The sequence below is a fragment of the Agromyces capsici genome, assembly GCF_058349965.1.
On sequence record NZ_JBYRET010000001.1, the window covers coordinates 1,633,598 to 1,656,235 of the forward strand.

At 68.9% G+C, this 22,638-nt stretch carries 19 protein-coding genes, 2 tRNA genes, 3 pseudogenes and 1 other annotated feature; of the genes and pseudogenes, 13 read left to right on the forward strand and 11 right to left on the reverse strand.

The features are described 5' to 3' along the window. Window positions 1–70: 70 nt before the first annotated feature. From AC3RKB_RS07755 to AC3RKB_RS07775, 5 genes are all read left to right on the forward strand, one after another. Entirely contained in the window at window positions 71–1,693 is a 1,623-nt protein-coding gene (locus AC3RKB_RS07755) for an ABC transporter permease subunit (protein WP_491435519.1), read from the forward strand. Next, window positions 1,693–2,688, forward strand: coding sequence for a sugar ABC transporter permease (locus AC3RKB_RS07760; protein ID WP_491435520.1), 996 nt, complete (start codon window positions 1,693–1,695; stop codon window positions 2,686–2,688). The genes AC3RKB_RS07755 and AC3RKB_RS07760 overlap by 1 nt, the downstream gene beginning before the upstream one ends. A 257-nt stretch (window positions 2,689–2,945) precedes the next feature. After that, window positions 2,946–3,431: a DUF4190 domain-containing protein gene (locus AC3RKB_RS07765; protein WP_491435521.1), complete on the forward strand. Its 486-nt coding sequence runs from the start codon at window positions 2,946–2,948 to the stop codon at window positions 3,429–3,431. A 64-nt stretch (window positions 3,432–3,495) separates the two neighbouring features. Next, window positions 3,496–3,567: transfer RNA gene (locus AC3RKB_RS07770), tRNA-Thr, on the forward strand. A gap of 33 nt (window positions 3,568–3,600) precedes the next feature. Further along, window positions 3,601–3,674 (forward strand) — tRNA-Met (locus tag AC3RKB_RS07775). 199 nt (window positions 3,675–3,873) lie between these two features. On the opposite strand, the pseudogene AC3RKB_RS07780 reads toward AC3RKB_RS07775, so the two are convergent. Then, window positions 3,874–5,111, reverse strand: a pseudogene (locus tag AC3RKB_RS07780) (IS3 family transposase). Beyond that, window positions 4,720–4,833: a sequence feature (AL1L pseudoknot), on the reverse strand. Its footprint overlaps the pseudogene before it by 114 nt. Between AC3RKB_RS07780 and AC3RKB_RS07785 the strand changes: the two are divergent. The 3 genes and pseudogenes from AC3RKB_RS07785 to AC3RKB_RS07795 form a co-directional block, all read left to right on the forward strand. Then, window positions 5,110–6,060: an RHS repeat-associated core domain-containing protein gene (locus AC3RKB_RS07785; RefSeq protein WP_491435522.1), complete on the forward strand. Its 951-nt coding sequence runs from the start codon at window positions 5,110–5,112 to the stop codon at window positions 6,058–6,060. The pseudogene AC3RKB_RS07780 and the gene AC3RKB_RS07785 sit on opposite strands and share 2 nt — an antisense overlap. A 104-nt stretch (window positions 6,061–6,164) precedes the next feature. Further along, the gene (locus tag AC3RKB_RS07790; protein WP_491435523.1) at window positions 6,165–6,698 is read left to right on the forward strand and encodes a hypothetical protein; all 534 of its coding nucleotides are present in this window, start codon (window positions 6,165–6,167) and stop codon (window positions 6,696–6,698) included. A 619-nt stretch (window positions 6,699–7,317) separates the two neighbouring features. Further along, window positions 7,318–7,506: pseudogene (locus AC3RKB_RS07795) on the forward strand (IS481 family transposase); the annotation flags it as partial. A 40-nt stretch (window positions 7,507–7,546) separates the two neighbouring features. Here AC3RKB_RS07795 and AC3RKB_RS07800 read toward each other — a convergent pair. Next, window positions 7,547–8,896 carry an IS256 family transposase gene (locus AC3RKB_RS07800; protein WP_491436779.1) on the reverse strand — a complete coding sequence of 450 codons (1,350 nt, stop codon included), beginning with the start codon at window positions 8,894–8,896 and terminating at the stop codon, window positions 7,547–7,549. 52 nt (window positions 8,897–8,948) lie between these two features. Between AC3RKB_RS07800 and AC3RKB_RS07805 the strand changes: the two are divergent. Continuing rightward, a pseudogene (locus tag AC3RKB_RS07805) lies at window positions 8,949–10,016 on the forward strand (DDE-type integrase/transposase/recombinase); the annotation flags it as partial. Between the two features lie 277 nt (window positions 10,017–10,293). Further along, the gene (locus tag AC3RKB_RS07810; RefSeq protein ID WP_491435524.1) at window positions 10,294–10,938 is read left to right on the forward strand and encodes a hypothetical protein; all 645 of its coding nucleotides are present in this window, start codon (window positions 10,294–10,296) and stop codon (window positions 10,936–10,938) included. An 81-nt stretch (window positions 10,939–11,019) separates the two neighbouring features. On the opposite strand, the gene AC3RKB_RS07815 is transcribed toward AC3RKB_RS07810, so the two are convergent. Then, window positions 11,020–12,816: an acyl-CoA dehydrogenase family protein gene (locus AC3RKB_RS07815; RefSeq protein ID WP_491435525.1), complete on the reverse strand. Its 1,797-nt coding sequence runs from the start codon at window positions 12,814–12,816 to the stop codon at window positions 11,020–11,022. Window positions 12,817–13,047: 231 nt separating this feature from the next. On the opposite strand from AC3RKB_RS07815, the gene AC3RKB_RS07820 reads away from it, so the two are divergent. Then, entirely contained in the window at window positions 13,048–14,460 is a 1,413-nt protein-coding gene (locus AC3RKB_RS07820) for an MFS transporter (protein WP_491436780.1), read from the forward strand. On the opposite strand, the gene AC3RKB_RS07825 is transcribed toward AC3RKB_RS07820, so the two are convergent. Beyond that, the gene (locus AC3RKB_RS07825) at window positions 14,457–15,581 is read right to left on the reverse strand and encodes a hypothetical protein (protein WP_491435526.1); all 1,125 of its coding nucleotides are present in this window, start codon (window positions 15,579–15,581) and stop codon (window positions 14,457–14,459) included. The genes AC3RKB_RS07820 and AC3RKB_RS07825 overlap by 4 nt on opposite strands. A 57-nt stretch (window positions 15,582–15,638) precedes the next feature. Further along, window positions 15,639–16,274: a TetR/AcrR family transcriptional regulator gene (locus AC3RKB_RS07830; protein ID WP_491435527.1), complete on the reverse strand. Its 636-nt coding sequence runs from the start codon at window positions 16,272–16,274 to the stop codon at window positions 15,639–15,641. A gap of 114 nt (window positions 16,275–16,388) precedes the next feature. On the opposite strand from AC3RKB_RS07830, the gene AC3RKB_RS07835 reads away from it, so the two are divergent. Next, complete coding sequence (locus tag AC3RKB_RS07835; protein ID WP_491435528.1) at window positions 16,389–17,195, forward strand: sugar phosphate isomerase/epimerase family protein; 807 nt, start codon at window positions 16,389–16,391, stop codon at window positions 17,193–17,195. After that, window positions 17,195–18,334, forward strand: coding sequence for a Gfo/Idh/MocA family protein (locus AC3RKB_RS07840; protein WP_491435529.1), 1,140 nt, complete (start codon window positions 17,195–17,197; stop codon window positions 18,332–18,334). The genes AC3RKB_RS07835 and AC3RKB_RS07840 overlap by 1 nt, the downstream gene beginning before the upstream one ends. Window positions 18,335–18,386: 52 nt before the next feature. Here AC3RKB_RS07840 and AC3RKB_RS07845 read toward each other — a convergent pair whose 3' ends face one another. The 6 genes from AC3RKB_RS07845 to AC3RKB_RS07870 form a co-directional block, all read right to left on the reverse strand. Then, window positions 18,387–19,028: a hypothetical protein gene (locus AC3RKB_RS07845; protein WP_491435530.1), complete on the reverse strand. Its 642-nt coding sequence runs from the start codon at window positions 19,026–19,028 to the stop codon at window positions 18,387–18,389. Between the two features lie 96 nt (window positions 19,029–19,124). Further along, a complete protein-coding gene (locus AC3RKB_RS07850) occupies window positions 19,125–19,589 on the reverse strand; it encodes a DUF3237 domain-containing protein (protein ID WP_491435531.1) in 465 nt (154 codons plus the stop codon). Further along, window positions 19,589–20,059 carry a MarR family transcriptional regulator gene (locus tag AC3RKB_RS07855; protein ID WP_491435532.1) on the reverse strand — a complete coding sequence of 157 codons (471 nt, stop codon included), beginning with the start codon at window positions 20,057–20,059 and terminating at the stop codon, window positions 19,589–19,591. Before AC3RKB_RS07855 ends, AC3RKB_RS07850 begins: the two co-directional genes overlap by 1 nt. Beyond that, complete coding sequence (locus tag AC3RKB_RS07860) at window positions 20,056–21,303, reverse strand: flavin-dependent oxidoreductase (protein ID WP_491435533.1); 1,248 nt, start codon at window positions 21,301–21,303, stop codon at window positions 20,056–20,058. Before AC3RKB_RS07860 ends, AC3RKB_RS07855 begins: the two co-directional genes overlap by 4 nt. Before the next feature lie 69 nt (window positions 21,304–21,372). Then, entirely contained in the window at window positions 21,373–21,852 is a 480-nt protein-coding gene (locus AC3RKB_RS07865; protein ID WP_491435534.1) for a hypothetical protein, read from the reverse strand. A gap of 54 nt (window positions 21,853–21,906) precedes the next feature. After that, window positions 21,907–22,623 carry a TetR/AcrR family transcriptional regulator gene (locus AC3RKB_RS07870; protein WP_491435535.1) on the reverse strand — a complete coding sequence of 239 codons (717 nt, stop codon included), beginning with the start codon at window positions 22,621–22,623 and terminating at the stop codon, window positions 21,907–21,909. Between the last annotated feature and the right edge of the window lie 15 nt (window positions 22,624–22,638).

The following is a 22,638-nucleotide window of genomic DNA, read 5'->3' on the forward strand; positions in this document are numbered from 1 at the left end:
TCGGATGCCGCCGCGCATCCGGCCCGGAGCCGTCACGTATCACGAGTAGCGCTACGAGAAGAGCGAGCGAATGACTACCACGACTGACGAGGACGTCACGACCGAGGCCGCGACGCCGCCCACGAAACGGCAACGACGCGCCGCGTCCATCGCGGATGCCGCGTCCGGAGGCCTCCGCACCATCCTGATCAAGATGGTGCTCATCGGCATCGTCGACGCGATCGCGCTCTACGCGGTCATCATCCTCGCGCTCGCCGGAGAGTGGGGCGTGCTCGGCGTGGTGGCGGTCGTCACCATCGTCGTCAACTGGATCTACTTCTCGCGGACCAAGCTGCCGGCGAAGTACCTCACGCCGGGCGTCATCTTCCTCGTGCTCTTCCAGGTGTTCGTGGTCGTCTACACCGGCTACATCGCCTTCACCAACTACGGCACGGGGCACAACGGCTCGAAGGAGCAGGCGGTCAGCTCGCTGATGGCCTCCTCGCTCGAGCGCGTGCCCGACTCGCCCACCTACGGCGTCACGGTCGTCGACCAGCTCGGCACGCTCGGCCTGCTCGTGACCGACCCCGACGGCGACGTCAGCGTCGGCACGACCGAGCAGCCCCTGCAGGAGGTCGACGGCGCCGAGCTCGAGAACGGGAAGGCCGTCGCGATCGACGGATGGACGACGCTGAGCTTCCAGGACGTCATCGCCCGCACCGACGAGATCACCGAGCTCGCGGTGCCCTTCTCCGACGACCCGAACGACGGTGCCATCCGCACGCCCGACGGATCGAACGGCTATCTCTACACCTCGACGCTCGAGTACGACGAGGCCGCCGGCACCATGACCGACCTGACGACGGGCACCGTCTACTCCGACACCGGCACGGGCGCCTTCACCGCCGAGGACGGCACGGAACTGCTGCCGGGCTGGCAGATCACCGTCGGATTCGACAACTTCGTGCGCGCCGTGACCGACTCGCGCCTCGCGGGCCCCCTCGTCTACGTGACCTTGTGGACGTTCGCCTTCGCCCTCATCTCGGTCGCGTCGACGTTCTTCCTGGGCCTCTTCCTCGCGCTCGTCTTCAACGACCTGCGCATGAGGGGTCGCCGGTTCTACCGCATCGCGATGATCCTGCCGTACGCGATCCCGTCGTTCCTGTCGGCGCTGGTCTGGGCGGGCATGATGAACGAGAGCTTCGGGTTCATCAACCAGGTGCTGCTCGGCGGCGCCAGCGTGCCGTGGCTCACCGACCCCACGGTGGCGAAGATCTCGGTGCTCATCGTGAACCTCTGGCTCGGCTTCCCGTACATGTTCCTCGTGTGCACGGGCGCGCTGCAGTCGATCCCCGACGACGTGAACGAGGCCGCGACGGTCGACGGCGCCTCGCCGTGGCAGACGTTCCGCTTGATCAAGCTGCCGCTGCTGCTCGTCTCGGTCGCGCCGTTGCTGATCGCGTCGTTCGCGTTCAACTTCAACAACTTCAACGTGATCTACATGTTGACCAACGGCGGGCCGCGCGACACCGCCGCGCCGATCCCGGTCGGCTTCACCGACATCCTGATCTCGATGGTCTACAAGGTGGCCTTCACCGGCCAGAACCGCGACTACGGGCTCGCGGCCGCGTACTCCGTGATCATCTTCATCGTGGTGGCGACGATCTCGATCATCGCGTTCCGCCGCACCAAGTCGCTCGAGGAGATCAACTGATGGCGAAGAAGGGCACCAAGGAGCACTATTCCTGGGTCGAGGCCCCGGTCGTCGAGGCCGAGATCCTCGCGAGCGCCCGCGAAGCGGAGGCAGAGCGCGCTGAGCATCCGCGCGGCCGCCCGGCCGCGCCCAAGCGCCCGTTCTCGTTGGGCCGGTGGTTCAAGGCGACCGGATGGCGCCACCTCGTCGGCATCGTCGTGGTCGCGTTCGCGCTGTTCCCGATCGTGTTCGTGATCTCGTCGTCGCTGAATCCGGATGGCACGCTGACGGGCTCGAACGCACTGTTCTCGGAGATCGGCTTCGACGCGTACGCGCGCATCCTGACGAACCCCGACGTGCCGTTCACGACCTGGTTCGCGAACACGCTCATCATCGCGGGCGTGACGGCGCTGCTCACGGTGTTCCTCGGCTCGCTCGCGGCGTACTCGTTCTCGCGGATGCGGTTCACGGGCCGCCGCGTCGGGCTCATCGGGATCGTCGTGGTCCAGATGTTCCCGCAGATGCTGGCCGTCGTCGCGATCTTCCTCGTGATGAGTGCGATCAGCGACTGGTTCCCGGCCATCGGCCTGAACACGCACATCGGCCTGATCATGGTGTACCTCGGCGGTGCGCTCGGCGTGAACACGTACCTCATGTACGGCTACTTCAACACGATCCCCGCGTCGATCGACGAGGCCGCGAAGATCGACGGCGCCGGCCACGCGCGGATCTTCTTCACGATCATCCTTCGCCTGGTCGCGCCGATCCTCGCGGTCGTCGCGCTCCTGTCGTTCATCTTCACGGTGAACGAGTACGTGGTGGCGTCGGTCATCCTCATCGACACGGAGAACCAGACGCTCGCGGTGGGGCTCGTGAAGCTCGTCTCGAACCCGCGCTACGCCGACTGGGCAGCGTTCTCGGCGGGCGCCGTGATCGCGGCGCTCCCCGTCGTGCTGCTGTTCCTGTACCTGCAGAAGTACATCGTCGGCGGGCTCTCGGCGGGCGCGGTGAAGTAGCCCACGATCTGGTTTTGAATTCAGGACGCGGGCGCGGTGCGCCCACGGTCAGCGCGGCGTTTCGCCGCCATGGGAGCCGCGGCGCGCCGTCCGGTCCTGAGTTCCGAACGAGTTGAGACGACGGATGCCGCGCGCGGAGGCCCCGCGACGCGGCATCCGTCGTTCGTAGTCGCCGTCCCGCACGACACCCGTGCGCAACCCGCGACCGATAGCATGACGCTCGACCCAGCCCCGCACCCCGACCCGATGGAGCCCTCGTGGACGCCCCCACCCCCGCGCCCGTGCCCGTGACCGATGCCGCGCCGGTTCCTCCGGTTGCACCCGTCCCGCCGGTTCCGCCGGCTCCGGCCGCGGTGGCGTCGCCGCCTGCGGCGCCCGCGTGGTCGGCGACCGCCTACGGCCCGACCGGGGTCGCTCCGGCGTACGCCTCGGCTCCGGTCGCGACGTGGGCGCCGCCCGTGGCGCGGCCGCAGAACGTGCTCGCGTGGGTCGCGTTCGGCCTCGGGCTCGGCGGACTCATGATGGGTCTCGTGACCTCGATCCCCGCGATCATCCTCGGCCACATCGCCCGCCGGCAGATCCGCGACCGCGGCGAGCAGGGCGACGCGGCGGCGCTGACCGGGCTCATCGCGGGCTACGTGCTGAGCGCGCTGTGGATCCTCGGGATCGCCGCGTACGTGCTCTTCTTCGTCGTCCTCTTCGCCGCCGCGGGAGTGTCCTCGGGCTTCGGTTCGAGCATCTGACGCACGATTTCATGCACGCGCTCCGCGGTGATATCCTCGTGTGGTTGCCGTGAGAGCGGCACTCGCCCCGATAGCTCAGTGGTAGAGCACTTCCATGGTAAGGAAGGGGTCGTCAGTTCAATCCTGACTCGGGGCTCTGGTTCCTCCGGCCGTGCCGGGGTAGCCTCGCGGCGGGGTAGCTCAGGTGGTTAGAGCACACGGCTCATAATCGTGGTGTCGCGGGTTCGAGTCCCGCCCTCGCTACAAGGCCTGATCAGGTACTAATTCTTGCAGTTCTATCGTTCGCTGCCCTCGTGCCGATGGCGGAAATCGGACACGTTTCGGTCACATCAGTAGATGTTCCATCACGTCGGTGCCATTGGGTTGTGGTCACCCGTGAGTATGAGTCCGCGGCTCATAATTGCGGTGTCGCGGGTTCGAGTCCCGCTGTTGCGCCCCGGGTTCATCGGAGGCTCATCGTCGCCCGTTCGCGGTTGCGGACGGGGTCGTGGTGTGAATCGTAGTGCTGCTGTTGGGCTTCGACGGGTGGGATCATCCCGATCGCGGTGTGCAGGCGTCGGTGGTTGAACCAGTCGATGTACTCGGCCACGGCGAACTCGAGGTCATCGATCGATCGCCACGGGCCGCGGTGGCGCACGAGCTCGGCTTTGAACAGCGAGTTGAAGGCCTCGGCGAGGGCGTTGTCGTAGCTGTCGCCTCGGGATCCGACGGATGCGACCGCGCCGGCCTCGGCGAGCCGTTCGGTGTAGCGGATCGCGCGGTACTGGACGCCGCGGTCGCTGTGGTGGGTCAGCCCGGCGGTGTTCCGGCCGTCGCGGCGCCGGACCCACAGGCCCATCTCGAGCGCGTCCAACGCCAGGTCGGTGCGCAGGCTCGTGGACAGCTGCCAGCCGACGACGCGGCGGCTGAACACATCGATCACGAACGCGCCGTACACCCAGCCGGCGAACGTGCGGATGTAGGTGATGTCGGCGACCCACAGCTGGTCGGGCGCGGTCGCGGTGAACGCCCGCTCGACCAGGTCCAACGGCAGCTCGGCCGGATCCCCCGGGATCGTGGTGCGCGGCCCGCGCGCCCGCTGCACCCCGCGCAGCCCGTCGCGGCGCATCAACCGCTCGACCGTGCACCGGGCGTACCGGTGGCCCTCGCGACGTAGTTGCGCGCGGACCTTCCGGGCCCCGTACACGCCGAGGTTGTCCGCGTGCACCCGGCGGATCTCGCCCAACGCGACCTCGTCACTGAGCGCCCGTGGGGACGGAGCCCGGGTCTTGCGCGCGTAGTACGTCGATGGGGCGATCGGCAGCTCCTGGCAGATCGGCTCGACCCCGAACTCGTCCTTGTGCGCGTCGACGTAGTCGACCATCAGCTGCGTGGGCGGTCGAGCTCCGCCGCGAAGAAAGCCGATGCGCTGCGCAGGATCGCGTTGGCCCGCCGCAACTCCCGCACCTCACGCTCGAGGTCCGCGATCCGTTCGCTGTCGCTCGTGCTCAGGCCCGGCCTGACACCGCCGTCGATCTCGGCACGGTGCACCCAACCGCGCAGCGTGTCCACGTTCACGCCCAACTGCTGCGCGACCCGCGTACACGCACCCCGACGGCCACCGTCCTCGTCACGAGCAGCGAGCACGAGCCGAACCGCGCGCTCCTTCAACTCAGGCGGATACTTCTTCAACTTCGGCATGCCCCTCATCCTTTCCGGATGTCAGGAGCCTCCACCAGACCCGGGGCGCAACAAGGTGATCGGACTGCCCGGCGGCGTCATGGTCGCCACGACCGCCGATGGCACGGAAACCTGGTCGTACCCGAACATCCACGGCGACATCACCGTCACTGCGAACGCCGCCGGCACCCGCAGCGTGGGCGTGCACCGGTACGACCCGTTCGGGCAACCCATCGACCCGAGCACCGGACGGGTTGGCACCACCACCGCGGGCGACACCGGACCGGACACGCTGCCCGGGAACGCGGACTGGGGCTGGCTCGGACAGCACCGCAAACTCACCGAACACGCCGGCAGCATCCACACCGTCGAGATGGGCGCCCGCCAATACGTGCCCGCCCTCGGCCGGTTCCTCGAAGTCGACCCCATCGAGGGCGGCGTCACCAACAACTACGACTACCCCGCCGACCCCATCAATGGGTTCGATCTGACGGGCGAACGGTTGGATTGCGGATGTGGCAATGGAGGCATTAGTACCCGACGTTCCGAGACGTCGATCGCAACAAGAGTCGCCCACGTTGCAGTCGCATACGGCGTCGACGCTATGCTTCGTGGCGCGAGCAACACGGTCTGCTTCTTCTCGAGGAGTGCCCGGTGCCTCGGCTTTGCAGCGTCCGTTGGAGCGACTGGGGGCGCCGCGAAGGCTCGTGCTACTAGTGCGCTTCTTGGTGAATCGCAGGCAAAGGCGCGATTGAGGATGCAGCAGGGTGCTCTTCGAGGTGCAGCTCAGGGGACTGCAGAAGGAGTCGTGGCCATGACGATGGGAGTTTCCTTCAACAAGGCTGCTGTTGGCGCTCTCCGAGTTTTCGCCACGAGCGTGTCCAACTTCTCGACCGTACTTATCCCAGTCCACTTGGATAGGAGTTATCTGCCGGGCGGATATTGCCCCCACCAGTCGTGTGTCGCTTAGCTACACCCGCGACGAGCGATGCCGTCGTTCGGGCGTCAGTGGATTTGGCGGGCAATGAAGCTCGATTCGAGGAGGAAGTCATGCGCAGTGTTGAGCATCGGGGTATGGGGAACCTCGGCCTATGGATCTTGGCGACGACCATGATCGTTATCCCGGTCTTCCAGCTGCTGAGCGGGAAGATCACTTCACCGATTTGGAGCGTGCTGACGTTCGCAGTGCTGGGCGTAGGGATTGCCCTCCTCGCTGTGATTCCGTGGCTATCCTCCCAATGGGCGCGACGGATTCTGAAGGCTGAGAAGGACGCCATCCCGACCTCCGTTCGGTCGCTCGTGAGGCTCTCAAGTACTACCGGGGCAACTCAGCTTGCTGTGCTCATCGCTGATAAGAATGGGGTTCGCTTCCTCGGGCGCGACGGCCCCATTGAGGTTCTCGACTGGAAGGAATTCTCGGCGGTGCAGGTCGCCAACAAGTCTGCGGTCGTTGACGCGCCAATCATTGAGGTCGTCGCAAACGGGGACGGAGAGATGCGGCGCTTTGTGCCCCTCAGGTCCCATGCTGCAGGACCGGTTACTGGCTGGGATGCGGATGAGCTGTGCCGTGAGCTCGAACATTGTCGTCGCCAATCACAGTCACGCTGAACTCGACCGGACACGCGGGTCTGTTGCATGAAGAGGTGACAGTTGGGCCTGCTGGCACGATCAGGTGACAGTTTGTAGTCACGCAGCCTTACGGTCTAACCGGCGCGGGCACCGCGGACGACGTCGGACCGGACACCCTCCCCGGGAACGCGGACTGGGGCAGGCTCGGGGCCAGCACCGTAAGCTCACCGAACACGCTGGCAGCATGCATGCCAATGCCTGGTCGGCCTTAATCTCGGTGTCCAGCATTGCGTCCATCAGGTTACGGTCGCATTTGTCGTCTCGAGCCTCAAACATGACGGCCACCCACGTTCTCCGCATCCGGCATAGCTTCCTCCGGATCGGAGGCTGACGTCGCAGAGCAACTGGTCATCACCCGTCCCTTGATTCCGAATTCATAGGGCGGCAGTCCGTGGTCGCGCGCTGCGGAGCAGCATGGCGATAGCGTATCGATCCGCGATCCACTTGGTGCTTGTCCTTCAACTCGGGAGATAAGCCGCGACTCAAGAGGGATGTGGCACCGGCCTCGACGCGTCGGTTCTAGAAGCTGAATACGGTATGTGGTCCCTCAGGACATCTCTGACGTTTCCGGATCAAGAGATCTCTGACGCGACCAGGGATGAGCCGTGTTGAGCCAGTTGATCCTCGTGTCCGCCTCGCGATCGCGCAGTGGCCGCCGGACGCGCCGCGGGGATCGGTGACGACGTTCTGCCTGGAGCACAGGATCTCACCGGAGACGTTTTACGCGATCCGCCGACGCGCCGCGACGGAGGGGCCGGTCGCAGCGTTAGAGCCGCGGTCAAGGCGAGCCTATCAAGTTGTTTGTGTAAGCGGTCATCGGCGTGGCGTTACAGGTACGGGGTGATGCGGTCGGGATAGGCGATCGCGAGTTGTGCGAGGGCTCGTTTCCAGCTCGTGATGACCTGGCCTTCGACGAGGCGTGGCGGGGCCTTGCGTTCGTTCGCGGGCTTGCCGCGCTCCTTCTCCCGCTCCCGGGCTCTCTTGTCCTCGATGTCGCAGATGGCCAGCCAGAGCAGCTTCACGACCGCGGCGTCGTTTGGGAAGTGGCCTCGGTTGCGAGTCACTTTCCGCAGCTGGTAGTCCAGCGACTCGATCGCGTTCGTGGTGTAGATCACGCGCCGCACCTCGGGCGGGAACGCCAGGAACGGCGTGAACCGCTCCCACGCGTTCTCGAACGCGGCGACCGTGTGCGGGTTCGCCTGCCCGAGTTCGGACGCGGCGAACGCGTCCAGCGCGGCCTTCGCGGCGTCCGCGTCGGCGGCTTGGTAGATCGGTTTCAGCGCGGCGGCGACGGCCTTGCGTTGCCCGTAGGCGACGAACCGCATCGATTGGCGGATCAGATGCACAACACAGGTCTGCACGAGCGAGTCCGGCCAGGTCGCCTCGATCGCTTCGGGGAACCCGGTGAGCCCGTCGCAGCAGACGATGAGCACGTCGCCGACGCCGCGGTTGGCGAGCTCGGCGCACACCGAGGCCCAGAACTTCGCACCCTCCGTCTGCTGGACCCAGATCCCGAGGACGTGCTTGACGCCGTCCATATCGACGCCGATGGCCAGGTGTGCGGCCTTGTTCCGGACGTGGCCGCCGTCGCGGACCTTCACGACCAGCGCGTCGAGGTAGATCACCGGGTAGAACGCTTCCAACGGTCGGCGCTGCCACGAAAGGACTTCGTCGCTGATCTCGTCCACGATCTTCGAGATCGTCTCCCGGCTCAGTTCCGTGCCGACCGTCGCGGCGAGGTGATGCTCGATGTCGCGGACGGTCATGCCGCCGGCGTACAGCGACACGATCATCTCGTCCAGGCCGCTCAGCCGACGCGACCCGCGCGGCACCAGCCGCGGGGTGAACGTGCCGTCGCGATCCCGCGGGACCTCGAGTTCGACGTCCCCGACCTGCGTGCCGACGGTCTTCGGATACGACCCGTTCCGCGAGTTCGGGTACAACCCCGCTTCCGGGTCGCCCTTCTCGTACCCGACATGCTCGGTCAGCTCGGCCTGCAAGCCCCGCTCGAGGCCGGTCTTGATCATCTGCTGGATCAACCCGTCCGGGCCATCCAGCTGCACCTCGCCCGCGTCGATCTTCTCGAACAACTCGTCCAGCACGCCGGACTCACGCAGCCGCTTGGCCATCTCGTTCTGCCGTCGCCGACGCTCCGCACGAGCGTCCCTGTCGATCATGGTCATCAGTGTCGTCCCTTCAGAAGAAGCCGACACCCCTTACACAAACGATCTGACACCCTCGTCAAGGCGCCCGAATCGCAGCCCCGGCAAGCTCCCGGACGACGTCGCCGCGCAGGCCGTCGCGGTGCGGGCCGCGCTGGAACAGTCCGCACTCGACCACGGCCCGATCAGCGTGCACGAGAAGATGCGAGCACTCGGGATGGACCCGGTGCCATCGACGGCGTCGCTGTCTCGCATCTTCCGCGACGCCGGTGTTGCGAAGGTCGAACCGCGGAAGAAGCCACGGTCCTCGTACCGGCGATTCGTCCATCCGGCGCCGAACGCGTGCTGGCAGCTCGACGCGACCGAATACGTCCTCACCGGCGGCCGCAAGTGCGTCATCTTCCAGCTCATCGACGACCACTCCCGCCTCGCCGTCGCCTCTCACGTCGCCTGGGGCGAAACCTCCGAAGCGGCGATCGCCGTCGTGAAGAAGGGGATCGCCGCTCACGGTGTCCCGCAGCGGCTGCTCAGCGACAACGGGGCCGCACTGATCCCGTCCCGCCGCGGCGTGCGGGGCCAGCTGGTCGCCTACCTGCGATCGCTCGGCGTCGAACCGATCACCGGGAAACCCTACAAGCCGACCACCCAAGGAAAGAACGAGAGATTCCACCAGACCCTGTTCCGGTATCTCGACAAGCAGCCCCTCGCCGACACCCTCGAGCAGCTCCAGACGCAGGTCGACGACTTCGATCTCATCTACAACACCCAAAGGTCCCACCAAGCCCTTCCCGGCAGGATCACCCCGCAGTCAGCCTGGGACACGACACCCAAGACCCAAGCACCCCGACCCACCACCCCGCACACGCCGCTACCGGAACCCTCAGACCAGATCCGGGTGAAGCTGGTCGGGAACACCGGTGCCGTCGAGTTCCGCGGCATCCGATTCGGAATCGGCCGGGCCACGGCCGGACACCGGGTCTGCGTCATCGACGCCGGGACAACAATGATGAACTTCGACCTCAAAGGCACACTCATCATCGAGCACCCCTGGCCCAAGCCCGGCACCAAGTACGTCAGCAACGGCCGACCCCGCGGACGACGGCCCAAGACCCTCCCACCGTCAGAGATGTCCTGATGCAGAAACGTCAGGCATGTCCCGATACATCACACCGGCCTCGACGCGGAAGTCATTCCGCGGTGACCACATTTTGACCACACTCGCGTCACTTGATCGGTGAACGAGTCGTGGTCAACATGAGGTGAAATGGTCTAATTTTCGCGGGTTTTGGTCGGCGCCGGCATCGTGCCGTACTCACGGATACGAGCACACGGCCCATAATCGTGGTGTCGCGGGTTCGAGTCCCGCCCTCGCTACTACAGGCCCGGATTTCTGCGGAAGCTCCGGGCCTTTCGTGCATCTGCTCGTTTCGAGTGACGGCCTATTGCGGCGGTGTGTTCGGGCTGCCATCCTGCTCCTGAATCGGAAAGTCGGCGCCGCTTCCGCGATCGACCCTGCTTCGGAGCTGAAGTCGCGCCCATCATGGGGGAGGCCGATCATGGCAGGACATCTTCAACGTCAGTGGGCAGCGGTGGCGGTCGCGGCGGGGCTGCTCTCCGTCGCGGTACCCGGCCCGGCTTCCGCGGCAGATTTCGACATCGTCTTTCCGGCCGGCATCGGGTGCGACTTCGAGCTGCGGGTGACCGGAACGGGCGGCTCGGCGATCACGAGGGAATTCACCGATCCCGACGGGAACGTCGTCCGAGTACTGACCGCAGGACGTGGCTTCGATCTCACCTTCGCGAACCTCAGCACCGGGGCGACCGTCTTCTTGAAGGGAAACGGCTCCGTCACCAGCACGACCCTCGAACCGGATGGAACGTCGACGGCGAGGAGCACGGGACACAACGTGCTGATCCTGTTCCCGACCGACGTTCCGGCCGGCCCCTCCACCACGCTCTACGTCGGCCAGGTGACCTACGAAGTGGACGCGCAGAGCGTCTTCACGATCACGGGCTCGTCCGGCCGCACGAGGGACCTCTGCGACGAGCTGAGCTGAGTCGGACCGAGCCGGAGTTCGTATCGGAGGGCGGCGGGGTCGCGCCGATCGGCACGACCCCGCCGCTCAGTCCGCGATCATTCAGACGCGCGCGGTGCGCCGCACCACGTCGCCGAGCGCGGCGGCGTCGAGAGCGAACAGGTCGCGCGTTCCGGCCGTGGCGGCGCCGACGAGCCCGGATGTCGCGGGCAGCAGCTGCTCGGCGTAGAACCGGGCCAGCGGCAACTGCGCCCCCGCGACGGTGTCGCCGTTGAGCTCGCGAGCGGCGAGCGCGGACTTCGCGAGCAGCCAGCCGCCGACCACGAGCCCCCAGATGCGCAGGTACGGGCTCGAGCCCGCGAGCACCGAGTTCGGGTCGGCGGCACCGGTGCGCAGCATCCACCCGGTTGTCTGCTCGAGCACGTCGAGCCCCGAGCTGAGCTGGGTGCGGATCGACGCGAACTCGTCCCCGGCGGCCGCCAGCTCGCCGTCGATCTCGCGCATGGTGGCGATGAACTCGAGGAACGAGGCCCCGCCCCGGACGCCGAGCTTGCGGCCCACGAGGTCGGCGGCCTGGATGCCGTTCGTGCCCTCGTAGATCGCGGCGATGCGCACGTCGCGGTAGTGCTGGGCGGCGCCGGTCTCCTCGATGAAGCCCATGCCGCCGTGGACCTGCAGCGCGAGCGAGGTCAGCTCGTTGCCGAGGTCGGTGCCGAACGCCTTGCAGATCGGGGTGAGCAGGCCCACGATCTCGTCAGCGCGGGCGCGGGTCGCGGCATCCGGATGGTGGGTGGAGATGTCGACGTAGACGGCGTTGAGGAGCATCATCCGTCGCAGCGCGGCGATGTACGACTTCTGGGTCATGAGCATGCGGCGCACGTCGGGGAAGTCGATGATGGGGGAGTCTTGCGTGGCGCCGATCGCGCGGCCCTGCATGCGCTCCGTCGCGTAGGCGAGCGACTGCTGGTACGCGCGCTCGGCCACGGCCAGGCCCTGCGTGCCCACCGACAGGCGTGCGCTGTTCATCATCACGAACATGATGCGCATTCCGAGGTTCTCGTCGCCGATCAGGTACCCCGTGGCGTCCTCGTACGACAGCACGCAGGTGGGCGAGCCGTGGATGCCCATCTTGTGCTCGACGCCGACGGTGTGCACGCCGTTGCGCGCGCCGAGCGAGCCGTCGTCGTTCACGAGGAACTTGGGCACGATGAAGCACGAGATGCCCTTGGTGCCGGCAGGTGCGTCGGGCGTGCGAGCCAGCACCAGGTGCACGACCTGCTCGCTCAGGTCGTGGTCGCCGAACGTGATGAAGATCTTCTGGCCGGTGATGCCGTACGTGCCGTCGGGACGCTTCACGGCCTTCGTGGTGAGGGCGCCCACGTCGGACCCGGCGTGCGGCTCGGTGAGGTTCATGGTGCCGGTCCACTCGCCGCTGACCATCTTGGGCAGCCAGGCCTGCTTCTGCTCATCGCTGCCGTAGTGCAGGAGCGCCTCGATCGCGCCCTGCGTGAGGAGCGGCGCGAGCGAGAAGGCCATGTTGGCCTCCATCGTCAGCTCCTGGATGGCGAGCCCGACGGTGCGCGGGAACTCGCCGCCGCCGAACTCCTCGGGCAGGGGCACCGAACCCCAGCCCGCGTCGACGTACGCGGCGTACGCCTCCTTGAAGCCGGTGGGCGTGGTCACCGTGCCATCGGCGTTGAGGCGGGCGCCCTCGACGTCGCCCGCGCGGTTGGTGGGGGCGACGACCTCGGCCATGAAGCCGCCGACCTCCTCGAGGATCTCGGTGACGGTGTCGAAGTCGGCGTGCTCGAAGCCCGGAAGCTCGGCGACCTGGTCGTAGCCCACGACATGCTTCAGCGCATACGCGAGGTCGGCGACGGGCGGACGGAAATCAGTCATATTCGGAGGGTAAACTCGCCGATCCGGACGTGGGCCGGATCTGTCGTCATCGACGACGCGGGTCGGCCGAAGGGGCGCCGCGATTGTGGCATCCGGACAGGTCCGGGAATGCCTGCCGCTCGATCGCGTTGGCTCTGAGGGGGTGCCCGTGACTCGTGGGCGGTCCGGCGAGGAGGATGCGTGACCGAGCAGACCGCCGTGGGATTGCGCTCCGAGCGCGGGCCGGTGCTGATGGCGCTGATGCTGTGCACCGGGCTCGTCGCGATCGAAGCGACCATCCTCGCGACGGCAGTGCCGTCGATCGTGGCCGACATCGGCGGGTTCGCGCAGTTCCCGTGGCTGTTCTCGATCTACCTGCTCGCCCAGGCCGTCTCGGTGCCCGTCTACGCCAAGCTCGCCGACACGATCGGCCGGAAGCCCATCATGCTCGTGGGCATCGGCACCTTCCTGGTCGGCTCGATCCTCGCAGGCTTCGCGTGGGACATGACCTCGCTCATCGTCTTCCGCGCGATCCAGGGGCTGGGCGCGGGGGCCGTGCTGCCCGTCTCGATCACCATCACGGGCGACCTCTACACCGTGCGGGAACGCGCCCGCGTGCAGGGGTACATCGCGAGCGTGTGGGCCGCGTCATCCGTCATCGGGCCCTCGCTCGGCGGCCTCTTCGCCGAGTTCCTCTCCTGGCGGTGGATCTTCTTCGTCAACATCCCGCTGAGCATCATCGCGGCGTGGATGCTCATCCGGAGCTACCACGAGAACGTCGAGCGCAAGCCGCACCGCATCGACATCGCAGGCGCTGCTGTGCTCACGGTCGGACTGACGCTGCTCATCCTGGCGGTGCTCGAGGGCGGGCAGGCGTGGGCGTGGAACTCCTGGCAGAGCATCGGCGCATTCGCCCTCGCGGCCGTCCTCATCGGCGCATTCGTGTTCATCGAGCGGCGGGCGGCGGAGCCGGTACTTCCGCTCTGGCTGTTCTCGCGTCGCCTCATCGTCACCACCTCCCTCATCTCGCTCGGCGTCGGCGCCGTGCTCATCGGCCTGACCTCGTACGTGCCGACGTTCCTCGAGGTGTCGGCGGGCGCGACGCCGGTCGTCTCGGGGCTCGCGGTCGCCGCCCTCACGCTGGGGTGGCCGCTCTCCGCGTCCCAGTCGGGGCGCCTCTACCTGCGCATGGGCTTCCGCAACACGGCATTCCTCGGCCTCGGCATCGCCGTGCTGGGAGCGATCGGACTGGTCGCCGCGACCTTCGCGCCGAACCCCGTGACGACCGCGGTCGCGTGCTTCGTCGTCGGCCTCGGGCTGGGACTCGTGGCCTCGCCGACGCTCATCGCCGCGCAGTCGTCGGTGCCGTGGTCGGAGCGCGGCGTCGTCACCGGCGCGAACATGTTCCTGCGCTCGATGGGCAGCGCCGTGGGCGTCGCGGTCTTCGGCGCCGTCGCCAACGGCGTGATCGGCGAGTCGGGGCTCGGGGCCCACTCGGCCGCCGCGATCCAGGCCGCGTCAGCGGCGGTGTTCATCGGCGTCGCGATCGCCGCGGTCGCGACGATCGCGGGTGCGGTCGCGATGCCGCGCGCGCACGTCGACGACATCGAGCATCGGCAGGTCGATGAGGTCGAGCCCGCGGCCTCAGTGCACGGCGAACGCTAGCTGCACGGAGCGAATCCCACGAGACCGCGTTCGACGTCGAACACCACGCCGTAGCGGAAGTACGGGATCAACCCGAGGTTCACGTACGCCCGCTCGTTCGTGGGAGCGACGAGCACCTGGTTGTTCCCGGGGAGGTCGCCGGCGGGGAATTCGAGGTGGAACCCGTTGCCGAACTCGGTGCCCTCGGCGGTGACCCAGAACAGGACGTCGTCGAGCAGCTGCGTACGGTGGGCGTCGAGGAGCGCATCCGGGACCTGCAGGTCGCCGTGCTCGTGGATGAAGGTCGTCGGACAGCCGGTGTCGAGGATCGCGTCGGTGTCGAACGGGTACACCGTCTGACCGCCGTTCAACGAGTAGTGGCCGGCGAGGAGCTCCTGCGTGTAGGTGGGGAGACCGCTGCCCGGGAACGGCGGCGATTTCGGGCCTCCGGCCATGGGTATCCACGACGTGACCTCGGCGCGGATCGCGTCGGTCAGTCCGATCTCGAGCGTCGGCGACGAACCCGGGCTGCCGTCGCATCCGAGCCGCACCGCGAATCCGCTCGACAGGTTCCCGGGGAGCTGCGGCAGGATGGCGAACAGGCCGTTCACCTCCCTCAGGCCCGAGCCGAAGTCGCCGAAGAAGTGCCCGAAGAGCGGCGGCTTCCCCGCGGCCACGTCCTTGCGCCAGGGCGATCGGCTGCGAGGTCCGAGCGATCCTCCGTATCCGTCGAGGATCTGCCCGACGTCGGCCTCGATCTCGATCTCACCGGTGGTGGTGGGGATCCCGACCGACGTGCGGACGCGCTTGGACTGGAACGTCTCGTGGCTTCCATAGGTCTGCGCGATCTGCGGGCCGCCGATGCGCTTCGATGACGGCCACCAGTCCCGGTTGTTCGCCGCATAGAATCCCGAGGACCCCGTGTCGAACGTGTAGAGGCGCGGCTCGCCGCCGCCGAGGCGGATCTCGATGCCGATCTTCCGGCCGATGCCCTCGATGTCGAGGATCTGGAGCGGCACGGTCGCCGTCTCCTGCGATGGCACCGCGACCGCGCGGGGGATGGCGCCTCTGGAACCCATCAGCTCGGTCGCGCCGAGCGCGGTGCCGGCACCGGCCAGCGTGAGGAACGTCCGTCGGTCCATGTGAACCCCTTCACCGGGTTCGGGTCGATCTCAGGGTTCGCCGGGTCGAACCGGAGGTCAAGCCCCACTTCTGGTGGGCGCGCCGGGGCTCGCGGGCGGATGCAGCAGCTCCTCCAGGAGCGCGAGGGCGTCCTCCTGCGGGGCGGCGGGGTCGAGGAGCCACTGGGTCTGGAGCCCGTCCGATGCGGCGATGACGAGCGCGGCGACGGCGGTCGGGTCGATGTCGGCGCGGATGCGTCCGGAGCGCTGGTTCTCGCGCACGCGATCGGCCAGGAGTCGGCGCAGGCCCGCGAATCGTGCGATCGCGAAGTCCCGGGCCACGGGCCGGTCGTCCTCGAGCGCCGCGGCGACGAGCGTGGAGTACAGCTGCACGAGCCCGGGCACCTCGCGATTGGCGCGAGCCGACCGGAGCATCATCTCCACGGGCGTCGTTCCGGGCTCGGAGGTGCCGTCGTCTCCGGCGCGCTTCTCCGAGTTCTCGTAGACGGCGACGAGCAGCTCCTCGAGCGAGCCGAAGTAATGCGTCAGTGCCGCGTGAGTCACGCCGACCTCTCGCGCGATCGCGCGCAGGCTCGTCCGGTCGGAGCCGCGCTGCGCGAACACCTCGATGGCGCGGTCGAGGATCTCCTGCCGTCGGGCGATCCCCTTCGCGTACGAGCCGCGGGGCCTCACCTGATCGCTGTTCTCCGGCATGCATCGAAGTCTAGGCGGCCAGAAACCTCCATGCGGAGGTTTTGTGCTACGCTTCCACGCAAGCGTTGGGCCACCGGCCGCGCGCACGCCATGCGAGACGGAGAAGGAGGAGCAATGGCAGTCCAGACATCGATCCAGCTGTTCACGATCAAGGAGGCCGTGGATGCCGATCTCGACCGTGCCCTCGCACGGGTCGCCGCGTGCGGGTTCGCCGCGGTCGAGCCCTACGACTTCGTGCGCCGCGCCGAGGCGCTGGCCGCCGCGCTGGCGTCGCACGGCCTCTCGGCTCCGTCGGGCCACGCGTTCCTCGCGTCGACCTCGTTCGTGAACCCCGACGGCAGCGGCACGACCATCGCGGTCCCCGGTCCCGACGAGGTGTTCGCCGCCGCGGCGACGCTGGGCATGACGACCGTGATCGATCCGTACACCGAGCCCGCCCGGTGGGAGTCGGTCGAGCAGATCGCCGAGACCGCGCGTCTGCTCAACGCCGCCGCCGAGATCGGCGCGGCCCGCGGCATCCGTGTCGGTTATCACAACCACGCGCACGAGCTCGAGGCCACGTTCGACGGCGAGACCGGCCTGGAGGTGCTCGCCCGCCTGCTCGACCCGCGTGTGGTGCTCGAGATCGACCTGTACTGGGTGGCCCGCGCCGGCGTCGATCCAGTGGCGCTGCTGCAGCGGCTCGGGGATCGCGTGATCGCGGTCCACGCGAAGGACGGCACGCTCGACCCCGAGGCGGTGGCGGCGTACCCGCCCGCCGATCAGCTGCCCGCGGGCCAGGGTGCGGTGCCCCTGCGCGAAGCGATCGCCGCCGCACCGGCGCTCGAGTTGGCGATCGTGGAGTTCGACCGGTTCGACGGCGACCTCTTCGCCGCCCTCGAGCAGAGCCGCATCTTCCTCGACGAGAAGGTCGCCGCCTGATGGCCGCCGCGACCGGACCGGTCGGCGTCGGGATCATCGGCGCGGGCAACATCAGCGACCAGTACCTGACGAGCCTGACGAGCTTCCCCGACCTCCGCGTGCTCGCCATCGCCGACGTGATCGAAGCCCGCGCCCGCGCCCAGGCGGACGCGTACGGCGTGCCGCGCTGGGGTGGCGTCGACGTGGTCCTGTCCGATCCCGAGATCGAGATCGTGGTGAACCTCACGATCCCGGCGGTGCACGTCGAGGTGTCCGAGGCGATCGTCGCCGCGGGCAAACATGTCTGGACCGAGAAGCCGATCGGCGTGGATCGCGAGGAATCGCTCCGGCTGCTCGAGACGGCGGATGCCGCGGGGCTCCGCGTCGGCGTCGCGCCCGACACGGTGCTCGGCCCCGGCGTGCAGACGGCGAAGCGTGCGATCGCCCGCGGCGACATCGGCCGGCCGCTGTACGCGCAGACCGCGTTCCAGTGGCAGGGCCCGGAGATCTTCCACCCGAACCCCGCGTTCCTCTACGCGAAGGGCGCCGGGCCGCTGCTCGACATGGGTCCGTACTACGTCTCGGCGCTTGTCCATATCTTCGGCCCGGTCGCCTCGGTCGCCGCGCTCGGCCTCCAGGGCACGCCGACGCGTCGCGTCGAGGTGGGCGAGCTCACCGGGCAGGAGTTCCCCGTCGAGATCCCCTCTACCCTCTCGGTCCTGATGGACTTCGAGCAGGGCGGCCAGGCCCAGAGCCTCTACAGCACCGACTCCCCGCTGCTCCGGCACGGGATCGTCGAGATCACCGGCACCGAGGGCACCCTGGTCATCCCCGACCCCAACACCTTCGGCGGCCCGATCACGATCACCCGGAAGCTCACCGAGATGGTCGTGCCGCCGGCTCCGATCGTGCAGGACGTGCTCGACGTGCCGCAGGAGGGCGTGCTCGCCGGTCGTGGGCTCGGCGTGCTCGACATGGCGCGTGCCATCCGCGACGACCGCCCGCACGTCGCGACGGGTCGATTCGGCTATCACGTGCTCGACACCCTGCTGGCGATCGAGGAGGCGGCCGAATCGCGTTCGTTCGCGACGGTCGGCAGCTCGATCGAGGAACCCGGCTCGCTGCCGGCGGAGTTCGATCCGCACGCTGCGACGCTCTGAGGGCCCCGAGATCGGCGCACGCCGAGACCGGCGCGCGCGCCGATCGTGATGCTCACCCGGCCTGGGTGGGCGCGCTCGTCTCGCGGAGCAGCACCGGCAGCGTCCGAGTCGCGTACGGTGAGGCGTCGAAGTCCTCCTCGCGGTTGCCCATGAGCAGCCAGCTCTCGAACGACCGCTCGTACGTGTCGACGATGACCCGAACGGCGAGCACGGGCGGCCAGACGAAGCGCCGGTCGAGCTTCGCCGCGAGATCCTCGAACACCGGCACGAGCCGGTCGACGAACGAGCGCTCGGCGGCCGCCGCCGCATCGCCGCTGCCGGCGTGCGAGGTCAGCGCCCGAAGCCGGCGCTGGGCGCGGAGGATCAACCCGCCGCGATCGAGCGGCCACGAGTCGGCGAGCAGTCGCGCCGCGGTCTCGATCGGGTCGGCGGCGGGGTCGGCCATCGCCTCGAACGCGTCGACCGCAGAACGCAGGCGGGTCACGCAGTTGTGCACGAGCTGCTCGTTCACCGCATCGAGCAGGGCATCGTCGGTCGGGAAGAAGCGTCGGAACGCGGTCGGGTGCACGCCGTTCTGCTCGCAGATGTCTGCGACCAGTCGCTCGTCGAGCGCACGGCCGCTGCCGAGCGCGACGCGCGCCGCGCGCGTCAACCGGTCGATGGTCACCTGCCGCTGATCGTCGCCTCGGCCCACGCACGTCCTCCATTCCCTCGCCGGTCGTGACCCGGCGCTCCTGCGAGGCTACTCCCGGTCGGACCGTCCGGTCCGACCGAGTGCGCCGACGTACGACTACGTCACGCGGTACGCGGTGTACCGAACCGCATCCGCGTCGCGCACGCACGAGGCGACGAACAGGGCGTGCTCGAGGTGCCGCAGCCTCGGGGCCGAGGTCTCGACGGTCACGACGGTGCGGAAGTAGTAGCGGTCGGGCACGACATCCTCACCGCGCAGCAGCGCCTCGAGCACCTCGGGCGGGCCGGTGCGCACGCCGACGGCCTGCAGGTAGAGCAGCTCGCCGTCGGGGGTGCGGGCGGTGTACCGGCCGTCGATCTCGATCGCGCCGTCGGGGCGCACGCGTTGCCAGTCGGCGCCGCCCGGGAGGATCTCGGCGTCGACGCCGCCGGTGACGGTGCCCCCGACGATGGGGATGACGCGCCGGTGACCTGCACGCGTGACGCCGTGGTCGTCGAGTGGTCCGAGTCGCACCGCGACGTCGAAGGCGGGCTCCAGGCCGGGAACGGCGGGGTCGTGCATCAGGCTTCCTCCATGACGGATGTCGCGTCGCGACGTTGCTCGACGAGCACGTCGCGCAGCCGCTCGAGCACCGGCACCGCGGCATCCAGCGCCGCGAGCTCGGCCGGCGTCAGCGCGGACGCCGCGCGGGCGACGATCGCGGCGCTCGCCGCGTCGAAGCGCTCGAAGTAGCCGAGGGCGTCGGCGGACGCGACGACCTCGACGTGGCGGCGGTCGTCGGCGCGGGGGCGCCGGGCGACGAGGCCGGAGCGCTCCATGGACGCGAGCAGGTTGCTGATCGTGGACCGCTTGAGGCCGAGTGACCGGGCGAGGTCGCTCGGCGAGGTCACGGTGCCGCGCGGCAGCGCCCGGATCACCTCGATCTGCGCGTCGGGGATGTCGGGCAGCGCCTCGCGCTCGCGCGCCGAGGCGAGCAGTGCGCGCCGCAGGGGCGAGATGACGGCCGCGAGGCGGGCGGCGTCGAACGTCACGATGCGACCCCGACCGTCAGCGACGAGCGCTCGTTGAGTGCGTCGGGGTGGAAGCCCGCGGCCCGCTTGTAGTCGGCGGCGACCTGCTCGAGTTCGGCGGCAGGGATGACGTCGTGGATGTCGTCGAAGCCCTCGGGCGCGCGCTCGCGGGCCAGGAGCATGACCCGCTCCGGGCCGGTCTGCCGGGTCAGCTCGAGCAGCTTCGCCGTCGCGGGCCGGCGCGCCGCGTCGTAGGCGGCGAGGGCCTCGTCGACGGCCGGCGCGCTCGCGAGGTGGAAGGCGAGCGTGCGCGCATCGAGGATCGCCTGCGACCCGCCGTTCGACCCGTTCGGGTACATCGCGTGCGCCGCGTCGCCGAGGAGCGTGGTGCGGCCGAACGACCAGCGCGGCAGCGCGTCGCGGTCGACCATCGGGTACTCGAGGATCTCCTCGGCCGCGGCGATCGCGGCCGGCACGTCGAGCCAGTCGTAGCGCCAGTCGCGGAAGAGCTCGACGATGGGTGCGGGGTCGACGGCGCGGTTCCAGTCGGCGTCGGGCGAGCCGGTGCCGCGGCGCTCGGCGATGAAGTTGATGCGCTGCAGGCCGTCGGGTCGCGGCTCCTCGAGCGGGTAGGCGACGAACTTCTGGTCGCCGTCGCCGGCCATGATCATGGTCCGGCCGTCGAGGTAGGACGGGATGACGGTCGTGCCCCGCCAGAGGGTGAGGCCGCTCCACACCGGCTCGCCGTCGTCGGGGTAGCGCAGGGCGCGCAGGGCGGAGTGGATGCCGTCGGCGCCGATGAGGGCGTCGGCCTCGACCTCCACCGGGCCGTCCGGGGTCGCGAACCGGGCGGTGACGGTGTCGGCCCCGTCGGTCACGCCCTCGAGCCGGTGGTCGAGCCGGATGACGTCGCCGAGGCGCTCGATCACCGCGTCGCGCAGCGCGAGCTGGAGGCGCCCGCGGTGCACCGAGAGCTGCGGCCACCGGTAGCCGGCCTCGCGCCCGCGCGGCTCGCTCCAGATCGGCTGGCCGAACCGATTGAAGTAGGCGAGCGTGGTCGGCGGCACGCCGAGTGCGGCGATGCGGTCGGCGAGCCCCAGTTCGGTGAGCTCGCGCATCGCGTGGGGGAGCAGGTTGATGCCGACGCCCAGACCGCGCAGCTGGGTCGCGCGTTCGTGGATCGTGATGTCGCGGAACCCCGCGGCCTCGAGGCTGAGGGCGGCGGCCAGGCCGCCGATGCCGGCTCCGGCGATGACGATGCGCATGTGGACTCCTGTGTCGGGCGACGTCGATGTCGCGTCGTCCACAGAGTTTTGTCTATGAACTATTCCGTGTCAAGCGCTGCGAGGCGGCTCGGTCCGCGACGCGCCGGCGGGCAGGGTCTCGCGGACCGTGACGACGACGAGCGCGACGAGCAGCGCCAGCACCGCGACATCCGCTGCGATGTAGGCGTAATGCGCCCAGTCGGTGCCCGGCGCCTCGGCGCCCGCGATGACGAGGTCGCTGCGCCGGTTGAGCACTGGGCGGATGACCGCGACCTCGACGAGGAAGACGGCCCACGTCGCGCCGAGCAGGGCGAGCGAGGCGCGCCCGGCGCGTGGTCGCCGCAGGCTCACGAGCGTGAGCACCGCGAGGACGACGCCGGTCAGGATGTTCAGCGCGGTGAACACGAGGCGGCCGATGCCGAGGCCGAGCGGGATCGTGATCCCGGGCGCCTGGAACTTCAGCGGTGCCTCGAGGAACGAGATCGCGACGATCGCGCCGATGAGGAACGCGGGCAGCAGCAGCCGGAGGGCGAGCGTCGTGCGGTGCATGTCTTCTACATTACGTAGAAACCAGCGGTCGGATGGCGCGGCCGCGCGAAGACCTCAGGCTCGCGCGGTCCGCTCCGCCGACTGGATGACCGCCTCGACGCCGAGCAGGAACAGGTCGCGGTCCTCGAGCTCGCTCAGCTGGCGGCTCACCGCGGCGATGTGCGGGTGGGTCCGCGGGTCGACGAGCAGCGGACCCTCGATCCAGGGGCTCGGCTCGGCGACGCCGGAATCGCCCGAGTCGCTCGGCTCGCCGCGCTCGGCGCGGGCGCGGGCGATGCCGGCCGCACTCGAGAGCACGTGTGCGGCGAGCAGCGCGTAGTGCTTCACGAGGTCGTCGCCCTCGAGGCCCGCCCGCGAGAACGCGTCGAGCATGAACTCGACGGCGGCGAGCTCGCCCGGCCCGTGCGTGGTGAGCACGGTCGCTTCGACACCGATCGCCGGATGGCGCGAGAAGAGTCGGAGGGTGGAGTCGGCGAGCTGGCGCAGGCGGTCGCGCCACTCCTCGGGGTCGGCGGTCACCTCGGCGACGCTGCGGCCGACCAGGTCGTCGAGGAGCGCCTGCATGAGCTGCTCCTTGCTCCGGAAGTGGCGGTAGATCGCCGTCGGATCGGCGCCGAGCCGGGTGCCCAGCTCGCGCACCGAGATCGACGCCGTGCCGGGCGTGGCCGCGAGCTCGAGCCCCGCGGCGATGATGCGGTCGCGGTCGAGCCGGTGCCGCTTCGCCTGGCGAGCCCTCGAGTCGCTCGGGGATCGCGCGCCGTCCGTCGTCATCGTCCTCGCTTCGTT